Here is a 15945-nt window from a genome sequence, read left to right on the forward strand (position 1 = left end):
CGGATTATTTCTGTTTCCGGATCAGCTTTCCGGTTCCGCCTGCCCGCTCGACAACACCAATGGTATTTGCAGCAACCTTCTCGATCGCCTTCTCGGCCACCTTGTAATCAGGAGCGGTGACCTTGATCTGGTACCGTGGAGCACCAAGGTAGGTGATTTCAACCTCAACACCAGGCAGTTTTGTCTCAGCACTCCTGAGTGCGCGCCTGATGACGTTGACCCCATCGGGCTTGTCTGACATCATATCGATGATGCCTGAGATCATCACCTTCTGGACCTTGACATTATCATGTGCAACCTCAACCAGCGCCTTTACAGCAGATTCGGGCAGATCGAAGCGGCTTGTTATCTCATCGCCCATCACGACAAGATCCTCAAAGAACGGATAGAGCATGGCATATTCAGAGTGAAGTATCTCGGTGATCCGTGCGGGATCGACACCGGAAGCCTCACTCGCAAACCCTATCCATTTCTGGGCCTTCTGCTCGTTCTTCCACTCCTGGATCTTCTCGCGACGCTGGTGATCGTTTACATCCTTTAATGAGAGGTCGATATGCCCACGGGAAGTATCGACGTGAAGGACCTTACAGACAACTTTCTGTCCTTCACGGATATAGTCACGGATATATTTTATCCATCCACGCGCAATCTCGGAGATCGGGATGAGACCCGGACGTGCACCATATTCGTCCAGGGTCACAAACGCTGCAAAGTCCTTGACATCAACAACTGTGCAGACGACCAGTTCTCCATCCTCGGGCCAGTTCCTCTCACTCATCAGATACTCACTCAAATGCAGTTACGATCTCAGCCTTTATCAGTGCTTTGCCGCCGGTTGTTTCTGCCAGGACATGCCCGCAGACGATACAGTCAACAGCAGTGCTTGCTTTCTCAAAGACTACCTGTTCATTCTCGCAGTCAGGGCATTTTACCCTGACAAACCTGCTCCGGGTTTCACGGTTTAACTGAACCATTCTATCACTCACTCCGTCAGTTCGAACTTGGCGATGCGGTACCCCTTTCGGAGGTGGGCTTTCTTGCATGTGCCGCAACGGTACCTGACATTGATCTTCTTGGTTGGCTTGTCGCCACCAGGAACCTTGTTGAACTTGCCCATATTCCCAACAGTTGACCTGCGTGCCTTCTGCCGGTCGATCCAGTGAAGACCCGTGGTTTTACCCTTCTTCACTTTCTCGATCTCATGTTCTGTGTGTGTCCTGCAGAACGGACAATATGTATTAAATTTGCCTGGTCTTTTCATGAAAAATTCCTCTTTTTCCGGAACCCGAATACCATATTTATTTGCGAATCCTTATATTTAAGGCTATGTTGCGGTCACAGAGGACCTTCGCATTGGGGGATGGGATAAAGACGACATCCTCGTTCTCAAGCATATATGTCCTGCCATCATATCCCATGAACGGCTCGACTGCTTCCATGAGCCGGATAGCCATCAGGCCATGCGACGAATCATCGTCTGCAGCCTCCACCCGGTCTTCAGATGGGGTTTCGAAGACCAGTTTTTCTGTTCGTGTCCGCTGATCGATCAGGCTTCCTCTTGCTGTCGAGACGGCACCGGAGACGGCATCAAAGAGAGCCTGCTCCTCGGGAACCATCATCCGCTTCACCTCGCGATCGATTGTGTCGCCATTGCCCTTTGCCATTGCAAGCTCAATGATCCTGCCGGTTCTGATTACAAAGATCTCCTGAATATATGATTTGAAACTCTCTATCTGCCGGATCATATCCTGTGACCGGTCCGAGAGGGGATCACCGGAATCATAGAGTTCACGGTACATCCGTTCAATCTCATCATGCACCTTCCGGTAGAGATCCGGTGGGATCTCAGTCAGCGTCCCGCTTGCCCTCTCCTCAAAGAGAATGGATCGGATCCGATCAAAGGTTATACTCAATTTCCATCCCCCACCAGCTCTGCTATCCCGCGGCCGCAGAGAAAGACCGCAAGTGCCTCGGGAACAGTGTTTGTACCTTTTGATATCGTATAACTACTCCCAAGCATTGGCATTGATGTCTCAAAAGATGATTCGATACGGACGGGACGATCAGAGAAGACAACGGCATCGATGAGGGGATCAAACTCATCGATCTCACGGACTGCAAGCGGCGTCACCCGGAGCCCGCTTCCCCCGTGGAGAGATGACGGGTGGCGGATAAGCCGTTTGATATCGGTTGTCACCGGCTCATCCGCAAGCGCTGCGCGGTCTGCAATCTCCTGGGAAAGGAGGCTGTCCTGGTCAGAAGCCATTGAGAGAATGACCGGATCATGAATGCAGGATCCAAACTCACCGTACTCAAGCGACTGGATAAGACCGGGAAGCCGTTTTATGAATTTTTCCGCACCATCCTTTGAGACCCCCGCAACAGAGGAGATGAGACGTGCCTGGTCATCACGGGGAAGGGACTGGAGGTGGGTCAGTGTTGCACGGAGCGCATTTTTTGCCCTGAGCCTCCAGCCGCGATCAGGCCGTTTTGCATCTGCAAGGACAGCCGGCAGAAAGAGGCCTGTCCCACAGACATAATCTGCCAGTTCCCGCCGCTCAGCACTCTTCCATGACCGCATCGCAAGCGAATGGAGATGAATATGATACCCCCTTCCTCCTGAGAAGACCACCGACAGTTCACGGTTTGCATCGATTCCGCATTCATTGCTGAGCATGGAGATGAGTTTCAGAAGTTCTGTCTTGACACGTGCAAGCATCTGGTCATAGGGTCCGCGCATGATATGATCGGCATCAAGATCGAAGATGAGATCCGCACCGCTCCATCCCTTCTCCTCCATTGTCGGTGCAGCCGGGTGTTCATAATAGGCAGTCGAATAGAAGACATGGGCGGGTGTCATCGACCGGAGGTACGAGTAGAGATCCTCCGGGCCTGGAAAAGAAAGATGGCGCCGCATACCAGGTGTGCTTTTTGTTCCAAAGAACATGAAACCCCACTCCCGTGAGTCGAGCGCCTCCGGTACGCGGAGAGGTGCTGTCATCCTGATTCTCCCGGAATAGTAATCAGAGAACCGGTTCCTGAGAAACTCTATTGTTGCGGGCTTCATGAGAGTTGTTTCACCATATATGGACCTGCTCGCAGATATCCCTGCTTACGGTAATAGGGGCGGACACCGATGCCGCTCATCACCGCAATCCTGTCATACCCGGCTTCAGACGCGATCTCCTCTGCTCTCCTGAGAAGCATCCTCCCATAGGAGCGGTGCTGCATCTCGGCTCCATGAGGTTCCTGCTCAAGCGGCACAATCTGGCCATAGACATGCAGCTCACGGATGAGAGCAGCACCATCCAGTTCCGGTGAGAAGACCGACCCCGGGAACCGGAGACGGACAAACCCGATCAGGGAGTCCCCCGCTTCTGCCTGGATAAAGAACTCAGTGCCCCCGCAGGCATCATAGGATACAACCCGTATCTCACCCTCACCGGGATCCGGACTCCGCCCAATCTCCCTGCACCTGATGCACCGGCATCGCCTTCCAAGGCTCTCCAGGTGCGCCTGCGCCAGCTGCCGGAAGTTTCCATGCCGTGACCCGGCAACAATCAGCCGTGCCGGAAATTCACGCTGGACACGCTGAAGCCGGGTATATTCCGGGAGCTGCGCTTTTGCATAGGCAACCTGGGAGATCAGCTCCTCCTCAGTATATGGCCTGTACTCCCCACGGTTGTAGAGATCTTCGATCTCTGAACCCGGGGTGACAAGCGTTGGATAGATCTTCAGAAAATCAGGTTGAAAGGACGGATCCGAGAAGAGCGTCCGAAATACCTCTTCATCGGTCTTTCTATCGCTTCCCGGAAGGTTTGGCATCATGTGGAACCCGATTTTGAGGCCGGCGTCCCGTGCAAGGCAGTTTGCCGCTATGGTATCGGCAACAGAATGGCCACGCCGGTTATAGTCGAGTATACTATCGTTTAGATGCTGGATCCCAAGCTCAACCTTTGTGACGCCAAGGGAGAGCATCCGTTCGATATGTTCTCTCCTGCACCAGTCCGGGCGTGTCTCAAATGTTATCCCGATACAGCGGACACGGGAGGACTCGTTTGCCGCTGCAGCTTCCAGGAAGCTGCAATCTTTTTTTCCCTGATCCGGAAAGTCGTTCATGGCACAGAGAGAGGAGGTAACAACCCACTCCTGGTATGCAGGATCACGGGCAGTGATCGTTCCACCCATCACGATCAGCTCGGCCTTATCGACATGATGGCCCAGTTCATAAAACTGAAAGAGGCGTGCCTGTACCTGGGCATAGGGATCATACCCATGCTCCCGCCCCCGGAGTGCCGCAGGCTCTTCACCCGTATAGCTCTGCGGGGAGGCAAACGGATGATCCGGGCCTCCCGGGCAGGGCAGGCAGATGCCATGCGGGCAGGGGTGCGGAGAGGTCATCACCGCAACGGGTGCCACCCCGGAGAGCGTTCGGGTTGGCTTGACGACAAGGATATTGCGAAGCTGCTCACGCTCATGGGGTTCTGCACATGCCAGAATAGCAGAGTTTTTCGGAAAGACCGCAAGCCTGTAGCGGCGACAGACAGCCTGCTTGATCTTCTGGATATCTTCGGGAGAATCAGTAGAAGAGAGCCGGGAAATTATTTCCCGGTAAGCAGTGTATTCGTCCATGTAAGGGTCAGGGTTTTACCGCGATGGGAAAAGAGGTTTTTCCCTGGTATTCCGGGGATAATTGTCCGGAGTGTGAATGAAGTCTCTCAACAATCTCATCAGCCAATGTAAGAAGAGCCTCTTTGTGGGAGTTTTTGTTTTTGTGGATATGAACGGGAGAGATGAGGAGAGAGTCGTATTTGTTTGTTGAAACAGCGTCACCGGTTACGGTCTCGTAATATTTTTTTACGGTGACCATAAGCATATGGAGATGTATAAGTTCTTCTTTCTGCACCCTATCACCTTTGACAGAAGACTCTCTAATGAGTATCATGATATAATTTATTGGCGATCTTTATATTCCAATTCACGCGCATACCCGGTACAATCATTGGCTCGGCAATTGGGGACGCAATGGGTGCGCCCTTTGAAGGAAGCGATTTTGTCGCACAAATACCTGAAAGAATGGCTTCTGGGGGCCCTTTCTCGACCCGAAAAGGCGAGTACACAGACGATACGCACCAGATGATCGCGCTTGCCAGGACACTTGCCACATGCCGCGGTTTCGAGGCAGCTGATTTTCTTCACCGCCTGGTAGAGATCTATCTCCTGCATCCCGAGTATTTCGGGCCGACGAGCAGCGCTGTTCTCAAAGCAGTCGTACGCGGTGTTGATCCGGCAAAAGCAAGAGAGAGCGTGCCAAAAGAGAGCAGATCAAACGGGGCGGTGATGCGGGGAGCGCCGCTTGGGATCTTTTACCGTCCGCCTGATGTGGTGCTTATGAGCTCCATTGCAGCTGCAGTCACCCATACACACCCGGTTGCAATCGCCTGTTCCACAACGGTGAACCATATGATCTCGATCCTCTGCCGCGGCGGTACACGGGAGGAGGCGTTCTTTCATGCACTTGAATCATGTACAAGCCCTGAGGTGAGGAGGAGGCTGGCCCGCCTCTCCAGCACCCCGCTTGTTCCCTCACTGGATGCACTTGACACAACCCATGCCGCTGTCACCTGCTGGATGGAAGAGCCGACATATCCAAAGATGATACAGAGGGCAATAGCACTTGGCGGAGACACCGACACTGTTGCTGCGATCTGCGGCGCGCTCGGGGGGGCAACCTTTGGCCTTGCCGGGATACCTGGAGTCTGGATCGCAGATCTCGAGGGTGCAGAGGAACTCCTCCTGCTTGAAGAGAAGGTCTGGAATGCCGGGCAGAAGTAGGCAGTAATGTACCAGTCTGGTCTGTTGCGAGGGTTTTGGATCTGCCCAAAAAAAATGAATTCGGAGACGGGAACGGGAGGAGGCGGTCCTGGGTATTGTGAATAAAGTGGCTAGAGGGGGCGGATCTCCACCAGCTTGAGATTGCGCCTTCCCCGCAGGCATTCATCAGGTGCATTCCCAAGCACCTGCGTGATGGTGTATTTCTCCCCTTCATTTACCCCGTCCGGGTGGCAGAGATCATAGCTCCGGCAGTCTTCACGATTGCAGATATATTCATAGACAAAGCGGGAGTTTGGGATTGCCATCTCACCTGCGATGAGCACCACAACCGGGGCATCCTCAACATCGACCACCCTGACATTGTCTGCAAAGACTGTGCAGGTATGGGTTGTCGGCCTGACACTGGTGACCCGGTATTTTCTCCCTTCAACAAGCGTATGGCATGCTTTTTTGACTTTGCAGACCGTGCAGTCTTCAACAGCCCCGACATAGACAAACTCCATGCCTGGTTTTGCGAGTTTTGATCCAATGAGTGTAACCCGGTTTTTTGACTCAGCCATACCAATCACTCCATATAGAGCATCCGGACAAGCGACGCAGCAGATTCAGCTGTGATGCCCATGTCAAAGATCGTAAAGCGCTCAGGACGTATCTCTTTTGCCCTCACCAGAGCTTCTGCAACCACAGTATCAGGAATACCCACGTCAGCAGGTGTGGTGGGAGCCCCAATCTTTCTCAGCGAGTCGCGGATTCCCCGCCAGTCCCCTCCATGAAGGTACATGGAGATGATTGTCCCGATCCCGCATGCTTCTCCATGGAGTATCTTTCCTTGTGCAAGCCCCTGCAATGCGTGGCCAAACTTGTGCTCCCCACCGCTTGCGGGACGGGATGATCCCGCGATACTCATCGCAACTCCAGACGATACCAGCGCTTTTGTGACAATCCATGCACTCTCCTCGGTGTTGGGCCTGATCAGGTGGGCATCATTTACCAGGATCTCAGCAGTCATCCTTGAAAGGGCGACTGCATATTCTGATACACGCTCACCACGAAGACGGCTGCTCAGCTCCCAGTCGAGGATTGCTGTATAGTTTGATATGATATCTGCGCATCCTGAGGCAAGGAGCCGGTGAGGGGCTTCTGCGATGATGCCGGTATCAGCGATGACGGCAACCGGGGGATGGGCATCGAGCGAGGAACTCCCTTCTTCTGTCGGAACCGATGCCCGTGAAGAGGCGATCCCGTCATGAGAGGCGGCAGTCGGGATGCTGACAAACTGGCAGTCCAGGTTAAACGATGCAATCTTGGCGGAGTCAATAACACGGCCGCCTCCGACTGCGACAATGATATCAGCACCACCACCAGCCTCCTCAACCGACCTGATTGTTGCGGGATCGATCCGGTCTGTGATAAAGGGTGTAATGTCAAAACGGCCTTCAAGGAGAGAAGCCACGCGTTTTCCGGCGGTGGCACTGGTTATCGGGCCGGAGAGGAGGAGGATGGAACTCCCAAGCGCCAGATCGTCAAGCACCCGCGGCACCTGGTCAAGGGCATCATGGCCGATGACGACATCCCGGGGCAGCTGCATCCATTTCGACTTATCAAAAACTTTATTCTTGAGTATCTTGAAGTTATCAGGGGCCATTTGAGATCAAATCATGATTAGTGACTTCATATACAAATATTACATTGATCCTATCCGGTATGGGGAGGCATATACCCTGGTTGACACCCTGACATATGCCCTAATTCTGATTATATCGGTCTTCCTCGTTTCCATGTGGCTAACCAAAAGAGGGATTGTGATCAATGCGGATTTTGTAAAGGCAACAATCCCCTACGTTGTACTTGGCGGACTGATCCGTGTCATCGAGGATACCGGGATGATTCAATCCGATTACCGGTTCCTGCTGATTACACCCCTTATATTCTTCACAATCTTCTTTATAACAGTCATCTCGCTGCTCCTCTCGGGCCAGCTCGAAAAAGCCGGCTTTACGAAGAGCTATCTCACCCCATATGCCCTTCTCGGATCGCTCTACTCACTGGTTGCATTCTGCCTTCTCCTCTGGTGGGGGGTCACGCAGACAGTCGTTGACATCCCTGTCATGGTGATCATCCTCGTCATGGCAGCCATGACGACCCTGGCAACGATTGCAGCCATCCGGTATCTCCTCAGGTGGGAGTATGTCAGCAATCCGCTCTATGGCATTTTGATCTTTGGCCATCTCCTTGATGCAAGCGCAACAAGTTACGGGATTGATTTCCACCCGATACGGTATATTGAACAGCATGTCGTCGGCGCTGCACTCATCGACTGGAGCGGAACGGCTTTTTCGATGTTCCCGCTCAAACTTGCCGTCCTCATCCCTGGAATTTATATTCTTGAGATGTACAGGAGGGAGAATGGCGATTCCGGGCTCTGGTATCTGCTGCTGCTTGCGATGATCGTTGTCGGGATGGCGCCTGGCATACGTGGCATGATGAGGATGGTGATCCATGTCTGAAACACCGGGTTATCCAGAGCAGCTTGGAAAATCCATTCTCTTTGCAATACTCATCTTTATTGCATCTGCTGCTGTCGGTGCAGGTATTGTTGCCTATGACCCGGCAAGCGGTGAAACCTTCATGAGTATTCTCCATGAGTCGCTCGACATTGAGGAGATGATGAAGGAAGGCCCGGGAATGATTGCACTGCTGCTCTTTATCAATAACCTGCAGGCATCCGCAATCATATTCCTCGGAGGAGTGACGTTTGGGATCGTGACAGTCTTTGTGCTGGCAACAAATGGACTCGTTGTTGGTGCTGTTTCAAAGATTGCCGGTGGAGAGCTTGGAGGGCTCTATATACTTGCCGCTCTTGCCCCCCATGGTATCTTTGAGCTCCCGGCACTCTTCATAGCAGGAGGGCTTGGGTTTCTTCTTGCAGGCGCAGTCCAGCGGGAGCTGTATGAGGGCGGTGATGCTGCGGCTGAAGCTGCTCGGTATTCGCTGATCTTCTGTAAAACCGTCATACCGCTCCTTGTCATTGCAGCCTTCATGGAGGCATTTATAACACCGGCTGTCATAGTACTGGTCGTTTAGGTGGCATATTATGGAAGAAAAGACGGATGCACTCCCGCCAATTGCTGATTTTAGCGCATGGTACAATGAGATCCTGAGGCGCGCCGGGATCATGGATGTCCGCTATCCTGTCAAGGGACTGTATGTCTGGTATCCCCACGGGTTTGCTATCCGGAAAAATACCTACAACAGGCTCAGGGCAATCCTGGATGAAGATCACCAGGAGACGATGTTTCCGCTACTGATCCCCGATCATGAGTTCAATAAAGAGGCTGAACATATCAAGGGGTTTGAAGAGGAGGTCTACTGGGTAACGCACGGAGGGCTCTCAGAACTTGATGTCCGGCTTGCACTCCGGCCAACAAGTGAAACCAGCATCTACCCGATGTATGCTCTCTGGATTCGATCCCATGCTGATCTCCCCCTGAAGCTCTACCAGGTGGTCAATACCTTCCGGTATGAGACAAAGCATACACGGCCGCTGATCCGGCTCCGGGAGATCACATCATTTAAGGAGGCCCATACCGTCCACTGTACCTGGGAAGAGGCTGCAGAGCAGGTTGAGGAGGCGATCCGGCTCTACACACAGTTCTATACCGACCTGGGCGTTCCGGTTCTCATCTCAAAACGGCCGGACTGGGACAAATTCCCGGGCGCAGACTATACAATTGCAGTCGATACAATAATGCCTGACGGCAGGACACTCCAGATAGGTACTGCGCACCATCTCGGCACCCACTTCTCAAGGACTTTTGATATCCGGTATGAGGATCGGCACGGAGAGCAGCAGCTCGCCTACCAGACCTGCTACGGCATTTCTGAGCGTTGTATCGCTGCTGTCATCTCGGTCCATGGCGATGATACAGGCCTTGTGCTGCCGCCTCTTGTCGCACCGGTGCAGGTGGTTATTATTCCAATAATCATCGGGAAGCGGGGCGATGAGGTGATGGGTGCTGCAGAGGCGCTCCGTAGCGAGCTGAAGGCACTCGGCATCCGGGCGGAGCTGGATACCCGCGATATGCGACCGGGTGCAAAATATTACCACTGGGAGCTGCATGGCGTTCCCCTCAGGCTTGAGATCGGACCCCGGGATATTGACGCTGGGACAATCATGGCAGTCGACCGTTTCAAGCAGAAGAAGCAGATCCGATCCGCTGCTGAAGTTGCACCTCTCCTTGAGGAGTTTGGGAGAACAATTGCAGAGCGTGCAGCTGAAGCAAATGCAGGACGGATAACCATCTGCCAGACGTCCGGTGAGGTGAAGGAAGCCGTCCGGATTGGTGTTGCTGTTGCATCATGGTGCGGGGAACGGGCCTGTGCAGACACAATCGAGGCAGAGACTGATGCAGCCCTTCTGGGATCAGAGCTCAGGGGACCTCACACAGAGGGTATTGATGGATCCGGCTGCCTGATCTGTGGAAAAGAGGGTACAGCCGCCCTGATCGGGCGGTCATACTGACTGCACCTGCTGGATTCTGGCCAGGCCGGACTCCAGAATCGCTTTTTTAACCTATTGCCATGAGCCGGTTTCTGGTCTGGCGATATCGAAGGTGCGGATCGTCTCCTGGATCTCCTCTATAGCACGATCCAGTTCATCCAGCCTGAGGCCAACAGTATCTGCATGCTTCTCTCTTTCCGCATATGCTGCCGAGATAGCACCATGAGTCGCCTCGATTGTCTGAAAGAGATGCGTCTCAAAGTCGGTGCTGAATTTTCTGAATGCTGAATCAACATTCTGTATCGTCTCCCATCTGAGGTTCTCAAGATTCTGCACCAGCAGCGATTCAATATGCCTCTTTGCACGATCCCGGGCACGTTTCTCCAAAACTGCCTTTGGTAACAGTCTCCCGAATACGCCGGGAGGAACCGGGGAGAAGGTCCGATCCCATGTACGACTCACCCAGTACGGCCGTCTTACAGGTGTGTATACCCGTTCGCCATCAGGGGCATGGTATGGAATATCAAAGAGATCTGCTGCTGCTTTCCTGATGGATTCGACCAGGGAATCTGCCTGTACCTGATGCTCTTTCAGGCGCGTTTTGATCTCCCTGTCCATGATCCCGGTTAATTCACCGAGTTCGTGCTCAAACCATCCGGGGATGATAGCAGCAAGAGCTTCTTCTGCTGCATTGTCAGGATCGTCTGTTGAGTGTACAATGGCATTCTCCGCAACCGAGGTGAGCTTTGCACGCAGTGGACAGGAGAGGTCTCTGACATGCGTCTCAAGCAGTTCACGCACACGCTTGTGATCGCCAGCAAGAATATCCATGGCCTGTATCTTCCTGACCTGAATTTCGTTGATTTTCTGGTCAAATAGTGCAAGCCTCTCTTCAAGCCGGGCAAGCGGCAGTTCAAGTGCCTTTCTCTCAAGGCTTAGCTGGAGGTGGATCTCCCGGAAGATATCATATGCTTTTGTACCGATTGCCTCTCTCAGGACACGATTTTTATCATGAGCCAGAAAGCTGGCGATATGAGTGTAAATCGCCTTGAGCCCGCTCGTCTCCCAGAGGGCAGAATCCCCGGAGAGCGTTGCCTCAAGTCCTTTCCGTGCGGATATGGCAAAGATCGGCGTATCAGGATCAATTCCGGCATCCTGAACCAGTATTGTGCGGAAAAAGTCAAGAGCCTTCACCCGGTCGGTCTCATTGAGATAATCCACCTTGTTGAGAACAAAGAAGAGGTAACCAACACGGTTTTTCACCTCCCTGAGGAATTCAACCTCAACTTCGGTGATGGGAGGATCAGCAGAGATAACAAAGAGTGATGCATCACATTGCGGCAGGAAATTCATCGTCGCTTCTGTATTGTGCCTGTAAATCGAGCCGATGCCCGGGGTATCAATGAGGACCACATCACGGAGCAGCTCTCCTGGATGATCGATCTCAACCTCGCGTATGCCTTTCGAATTCTTTGGATTTTCATCCTCGCTGACATACTGCATCAGCTGATCGTTCAGCCACCGGGCTGACGCACCCTTCAGTTCAATTTCAGGCTTGTCATCGAGAAACCGAACACGCAGCTTCTGCTGATCGCCATACCGGATAAACGTAGGAAGAGCAGTGAGTGGGATAACAGAGCTTGGCAAAACATCATCTCCGATCAGCGCATTTAAAAGCGTACTCTTGCCTCGCTTGACCTGGCCAAGAACTGCAAGGTGAAATCTGCCTTCTACAAGGCGCGTATCGAGTTCACGCAGCCGCTCTGCATAGGGCAGCCAGCAGTGCCCCATTGCCTCCAGGCGGCGTTGCTGGTCGGTTAGTATCTCTTCCAGATTCTCTGGAACCGATATATATGTACTATCCATTACTGTATCTCCTCCGGTTTTCATGCGAATGTCAAAATTGCATCTTCAGTTGGAGTAATTGGTATTCGGATGAACAGGAGTTATCAGCACAAAAGGCAGTTAGCGGTGAACTCCATCACCTGGTAAAGACTATAGTTAGTTTGGAAGATAGTTAATTCTTTGTTTATCGGGCAATTGCAAGCAAAAGAAAACTTTTTTGTCCAGGCACGCCAGCATCTCTGATCAGCCAGTGGCGATTTGGGTGCAGGAGATCCCCGGCTCGCGCGGCAATCCGGTAATTATCAGGTGATTCCATTGGCAGACAACAGCAGACATTGTACAATGAATGAGAACCAGGCACGCCACTTTCGTATTACCTGTCAGCACATCTTCGGGAAGCTGTGCGAGATTGAAGAGATCCTGAATGGAACGGGATCAGCCAGTTCATATTCCAGGTATTGTATGGATCTGTCACCTCTGCAGAAAGAGGTGATCATGGAATACTGCACCGATCTTCGCTCCCGGCTCGTCACCATAGCTGATGAGGAGGGGATCTCCTGTGAGCCTTTGGGATTATCCATGAAAAAGGCAGTTCTGAGCAGACTCAGTGTAATCGACTGCATGGCTGAAGAGCTCAGGCCACAGTACATGCGGGGGTACGGCACAGTCCTGGCGAGCCATGAACCCCGCCTTGAGCAGATCGCAGGTGATCTTCAGGTACCATCCAGGTCCCTTAAAAAACACCTTGAAGACGAAAGCAGTCAGGCTTTCAGGGAATGATTCAATTCCCTGGTACGGTAATAGACGAGATCTGCATAGCCTGTATCAATGATCTGATCTGTCTGGCACCATAATTCCAAACATAGAGAAAGTGGTAGATGCTCCAATAATTCAAACTCCAACGAAGAGAAGGGTCTGACTGCTGAATGCCCCGATGAAGCCGCCAGCTGCAATACTTGCATATGAAGAGGTACGAGTGTTCATCCACTATTTTTTATTTCCAGACGGTTTCTTTGGATCGTTTGTGTATTGCTTTTCAAATTCAGCTGCGCTCCTGGATAGTGCATGCTGCACCATACCAAGGACATCTGCAAACCCTTCCCCAAGGCCTCCGTACCTGATATCCCGGATGACACTATGCAGAAAGATCTGATAATATATGCAGATCTCATCAAACTCAGGGCTGGAAAAGCCGGCAAGCTGATTCACAAGAAGTGTCTGCCTGTATATCTTTTCAATTTCTGCCGGGGATTCCAGGTGGCAGATTGTTTCAAAGAACGTGTGTGATGCCCGGACCATCGCATCGATCAGATCCGGCAGTTCCCCATGCAGGGCTTCAAATTGACGGGTGAAGAGCGGACAGAACCACGGTTTATTCCGGATATCGGGTCGGAGATGCTGAAATTCCAGATAATTATATATCTTCATTATTGTCTCACGATTGCAATTCAGCCGACAGGAATACCCAGACGCACCCTCGTTCTTCTCTCTTGTGATGAAACCGGCACGTTCAAACGAATCAAGCCACTTTCGAATAGTTGCCACCTTCGTAAAACCAACACCGGTAGCAAGGTCGATCTCACGATGTGAGTTGCCATCGAGCAGAATACGCATCAGGGGAGCTTTGACCGGGGATTTCATGGAATAAATGTCTCCATATCGTTATCAGAGAGAGCCTCACGTGCGTTCTGCAACCAAACAGACAGATGGCGGGTACGCCTCTTTAGGAAACGGCGGCTTTCATCAGTTGAGACCAGTGGGAGGGTGCATGCGATCTCCCGCAGAAGATACACAGCCGACTCAGTACTGATGGGCTTTTCAGAAGCATGCAGAGCAGGTTCATACCTGGAAATACCAGAAAGGTGCATAGTAATCGTTTCTTCTGTTGCGATTCCCTGATTCAGGCAATGGAAACAATGGGGTTTGAAATTGGTCCGGTTCCAGAGATTAAGGCTTTTTCCAGGATCCAAAAAGGTATGCTGATCAGCAGGCCCTTCTGCCCCGACAGAATGGGGGGAGAGTACTATCATGCCCATATTCATACAACCTCTTCATGCAGTTCCCGGATAGGAGGTACAACCAATATTGTTCTTTCGAATCCCCCCAATCATCCTCATCGCATCCAGCGCAAGATAGGTATGCTCAAGAGTTGCCGAACCGCCAAAGATGGATCTGACATAGCCACCACTCTGATGAACACACCTCATGATGAACGCTTCACAACTCCTGAGAAATGCCGGGTGGTATCCAAGCAGGAAGGATACAAGAACCCCGGCATGAATATCCTCTAAGTACGGCGGATATATACCAGGCACCACAAGAAACCCAAATTCCGGGTCTTCGAAGCATCTGATACAGGAACTGGAGCGAATTGACGAAAGAGGATACCCAAGATTCACAAGTATTGAGAGGGCATAGGAGGTGTCTGTCAGTGTTGCAGATTGGAACCCGGCCTCCCCCTCCAGATGTACATTCCAAAGGATCGTGTTGATAATGGTTTCACGAACCGGTCCGGTTGCCCTGATAGCAAGAGATCGGCATAAATCTGTGAGAAGGTACATCTGACAGTAACGTGAAGACGATTCGATTGGCCGGATACCATCTTGTGGTGGCCCAAGCGAAGAGATGATCCAGTCTGTTGGATCTCTCTGTGGCTGATCCCCAAGGATGATCAGACCAGCAATTGCCCGGCACCCGACAAACACATTTGAGAAACTCCCATCCTCTTTCTGAAATGAGTGAAGAAACGAGATTGTCGCGTTATCGTCTTCCGGAAGTGCATCCAGCATCTGAAGCGAGGCGAGAGCATAGAATGTATCAGCTACATTCGGCTCATTCAGCCTATAAAAGCAGTAACCGCCATCTCTGCACCGCCTATTCAGAATATAGCGGGTTGTTTTGGCATTTTGTTCTATCGTGTCGATCATCGGCTTCATCTACCCTCTAGAGAAAGTAGAAGTCATTAGCCAGCTGAACGGGCGATTGTGGCGGACTTCATCGCCATACTCACATGAGCAGGTGATGGGGGGTTCCGTGGTGCGCTGTTTGCAGACACGAAATGATATGTAGTATCTTCCTGATGATTGGCGAAGGGAAGCGTATGCTCCCTTCTATCCCTGGCATCTCCGGCAAAGGTAAGCTACAGCCATCCCGCCTTTGAGGAGATCGCCCGAGATCTTCTTTGCTGCATTCCTGACAAAGAGCTTCCGGCATGAGCTGCACCGCTTCGGGAATAACCGCTCGATACGGGACAGTTCAGCGTCCAGTTCATAGGTGAGCTGTTCCTTCTCCCTGAGTGCCGGGACTATCTCCCCATCTTCCTCAACTGATGAGAGCAGGCGGAAGACCTGGAGCGGGTTTGCTCCGGCATCCTCGAACTTCTTAAAGAGGAAGTACTGGAGAACGAGCCATGACAGTTCAGATCGATCAAATAGATCATCATACTCAAGCGGCTCTTCCTGAGCCTCAAGCTCTTCAACCGGGGAGCCGCAGAGTGGACAGTTCCCTCCAACCAGCTCTTCCATATAGATTTCTTCACGACACCCGGGGCATGTGGTGTGGCGTGCATGTGTACGATATCCCATTGTGTATTCTCCGGACTCGACAACTTCTTTTCTGCAGGCTCATCTCGGCCGGTATCGTCCGGTTCCACACGCCCCCTCATGCAGGAGGGGGATCCCAGATTATGTTACATCTCTGTTTTGAAACAAGATAAAGGTACGAGTCATACCATGCGGGGAGGCGAGAAAGCCATGAAAAAAGGC

General features: G+C 52.1%; 19 protein-coding genes and 2 riboswitches. Of the genes, 5 read left to right on the forward strand and 14 right to left on the reverse strand.

Annotation, left to right across the window (positions count from 1 at the left end; genetic code table 11):
• Positions 1–4: 4 nt before the first annotated feature.
• Genes ABCO64_RS00610 through ABCO64_RS00640 form a run of 7 tightly spaced genes read right to left on the reverse strand, consistent with a single transcriptional unit; the run spans position 5 to position 4906 of the window.
• Positions 5–778, reverse strand: a complete 774-nt coding sequence (locus ABCO64_RS00610; RefSeq protein ID WP_253458515.1) for a translation initiation factor IF-2 subunit alpha — start codon at positions 776–778, stop codon at positions 5–7.
• Positions 779–785: 7 nt separating this feature from the next.
• Positions 786–974, reverse strand: a complete 189-nt coding sequence (locus ABCO64_RS00615) for a 30S ribosomal protein S27e (RefSeq protein ID WP_253458516.1) — start codon at positions 972–974, stop codon at positions 786–788.
• An 8-nt stretch (positions 975–982) separates the two neighbouring features.
• Complete coding sequence (locus tag ABCO64_RS00620; RefSeq protein ID WP_253458519.1) at positions 983–1261, reverse strand: 50S ribosomal protein L44e; 279 nt, start codon at positions 1259–1261, stop codon at positions 983–985.
• A gap of 37 nt (positions 1262–1298) precedes the next feature.
• Positions 1299–1913 (reverse strand): hypothetical protein, encoded by a 615-nt coding sequence (locus ABCO64_RS00625; RefSeq protein ID WP_253458522.1) that lies wholly within the window; start codon positions 1911–1913, stop codon positions 1299–1301.
• On the reverse strand, positions 1910–3067 hold the full coding sequence (locus tag ABCO64_RS00630; RefSeq protein WP_253458525.1) for a DNA primase small subunit domain-containing protein: 1158 nt from the start codon (positions 3065–3067) through the stop codon (positions 1910–1912). Before ABCO64_RS00630 ends, ABCO64_RS00625 begins: the two co-directional genes overlap by 4 nt.
• The gene (locus ABCO64_RS00635) at positions 3064–4632 is read right to left on the reverse strand and encodes a tRNA uridine(34) 5-carboxymethylaminomethyl modification radical SAM/GNAT enzyme Elp3 (RefSeq protein WP_253458528.1); all 1569 of its coding nucleotides are present in this window, start codon (positions 4630–4632) and stop codon (positions 3064–3066) included. Before ABCO64_RS00635 ends, ABCO64_RS00630 begins: the two co-directional genes overlap by 4 nt.
• Before the next feature lie 7 nt (positions 4633–4639).
• The gene (locus ABCO64_RS00640; RefSeq protein WP_292616769.1) at positions 4640–4906 is read right to left on the reverse strand and encodes a UPF0058 family protein; all 267 of its coding nucleotides are present in this window, start codon (positions 4904–4906) and stop codon (positions 4640–4642) included.
• Positions 4907–4956: 50 nt separating this feature from the next.
• On the opposite strand from ABCO64_RS00640, the gene ABCO64_RS00645 reads away from it, so the two are divergent.
• Positions 4957–5835 carry an ADP-ribosylglycohydrolase family protein gene (locus ABCO64_RS00645; RefSeq protein ID WP_343089164.1) on the forward strand — a complete coding sequence of 293 codons (879 nt, stop codon included), beginning with the start codon at positions 4957–4959 and terminating at the stop codon, positions 5833–5835.
• Positions 5836–5945: 110 nt separating this feature from the next.
• On the opposite strand, the gene ABCO64_RS00650 is transcribed toward ABCO64_RS00645, so the two are convergent.
• A complete protein-coding gene (locus ABCO64_RS00650) occupies positions 5946–6395 on the reverse strand; it encodes a UPF0179 family protein (protein ID WP_253458534.1) in 450 nt (149 codons plus the stop codon).
• A 5-nt stretch (positions 6396–6400) separates the two neighbouring features.
• Complete coding sequence (locus ABCO64_RS00655) at positions 6401–7480, reverse strand: NAD(P)-dependent glycerol-1-phosphate dehydrogenase (RefSeq protein ID WP_253458537.1); 1080 nt, start codon at positions 7478–7480, stop codon at positions 6401–6403.
• 13 nt (positions 7481–7493) lie between these two features.
• On the opposite strand from ABCO64_RS00655, the gene ABCO64_RS00660 reads away from it, so the two are divergent.
• The 3 genes from ABCO64_RS00660 to proS are packed head-to-tail and all read left to right on the forward strand — an operon-like array spanning position 7494 to position 10357.
• Entirely contained in the window at positions 7494–8342 is an 849-nt protein-coding gene (locus tag ABCO64_RS00660) for a DUF63 family protein (RefSeq protein ID WP_253458539.1), read from the forward strand.
• Positions 8335–8919: a stage II sporulation protein M gene (locus ABCO64_RS00665; protein ID WP_253458541.1), complete on the forward strand. Its 585-nt coding sequence runs from the start codon at positions 8335–8337 to the stop codon at positions 8917–8919. Before ABCO64_RS00660 ends, ABCO64_RS00665 begins: the two co-directional genes overlap by 8 nt.
• A 10-nt stretch (positions 8920–8929) precedes the next feature.
• Positions 8930–10357, forward strand: a complete 1428-nt coding sequence (proS, locus tag ABCO64_RS00670) for a proline--tRNA ligase (protein WP_253458543.1) — start codon at positions 8930–8932, stop codon at positions 10355–10357.
• A gap of 51 nt (positions 10358–10408) precedes the next feature.
• Here proS and ABCO64_RS00675 read toward each other — a convergent pair whose 3' ends face one another.
• Positions 10409–12202 (reverse strand): dynamin family protein, encoded by a 1794-nt coding sequence (locus tag ABCO64_RS00675; protein ID WP_253458545.1) that lies wholly within the window; start codon positions 12200–12202, stop codon positions 10409–10411.
• A 67-nt stretch (positions 12203–12269) separates the two neighbouring features.
• Positions 12270–12331, reverse strand: a riboswitch (Fluoride riboswitch).
• A 192-nt stretch (positions 12332–12523) separates the two neighbouring features.
• Between ABCO64_RS00675 and ABCO64_RS00680 the strand changes: the two genes are divergently transcribed.
• Complete coding sequence (locus ABCO64_RS00680) at positions 12524–12961, forward strand: hypothetical protein (protein WP_253458547.1); 438 nt, start codon at positions 12524–12526, stop codon at positions 12959–12961.
• Between the two features lie 207 nt (positions 12962–13168).
• Here the strand turns inward: ABCO64_RS00680 and ABCO64_RS00685 are convergent, their stop codons facing one another.
• From ABCO64_RS00685 to ABCO64_RS00700, 4 genes are all read right to left on the reverse strand, one after another.
• Positions 13169–13822, reverse strand: a complete 654-nt coding sequence (locus tag ABCO64_RS00685; RefSeq protein ID WP_253458549.1) for a helix-turn-helix domain-containing protein — start codon at positions 13820–13822, stop codon at positions 13169–13171.
• Positions 13819–14223 (reverse strand): hypothetical protein, encoded by a 405-nt coding sequence (locus tag ABCO64_RS00690; protein ID WP_253458551.1) that lies wholly within the window; start codon positions 14221–14223, stop codon positions 13819–13821. Before ABCO64_RS00690 ends, ABCO64_RS00685 begins: the two co-directional genes overlap by 4 nt.
• 9 nt (positions 14224–14232) lie before the next feature.
• Positions 14233–15117 carry a prenyltransferase/squalene oxidase repeat-containing protein gene (locus ABCO64_RS00695; protein ID WP_253458554.1) on the reverse strand — a complete coding sequence of 295 codons (885 nt, stop codon included), beginning with the start codon at positions 15115–15117 and terminating at the stop codon, positions 14233–14235.
• 10 nt (positions 15118–15127) lie between these two features.
• A riboswitch (Fluoride riboswitch) is annotated at positions 15128–15192 on the reverse strand.
• A 99-nt stretch (positions 15193–15291) separates the two neighbouring features.
• Entirely contained in the window at positions 15292–15765 is a 474-nt protein-coding gene (locus ABCO64_RS00700) for a hypothetical protein (protein WP_253458558.1), read from the reverse strand.
• Positions 15766–15945: the final 180 nt, after the last annotated feature.

This window comes from Methanocalculus natronophilus (assembly GCF_038751955.1).
Taxonomy (GTDB): domain Archaea; phylum Halobacteriota; class Methanomicrobia; order Methanomicrobiales; family Methanocorpusculaceae; genus Methanocalculus; species Methanocalculus natronophilus.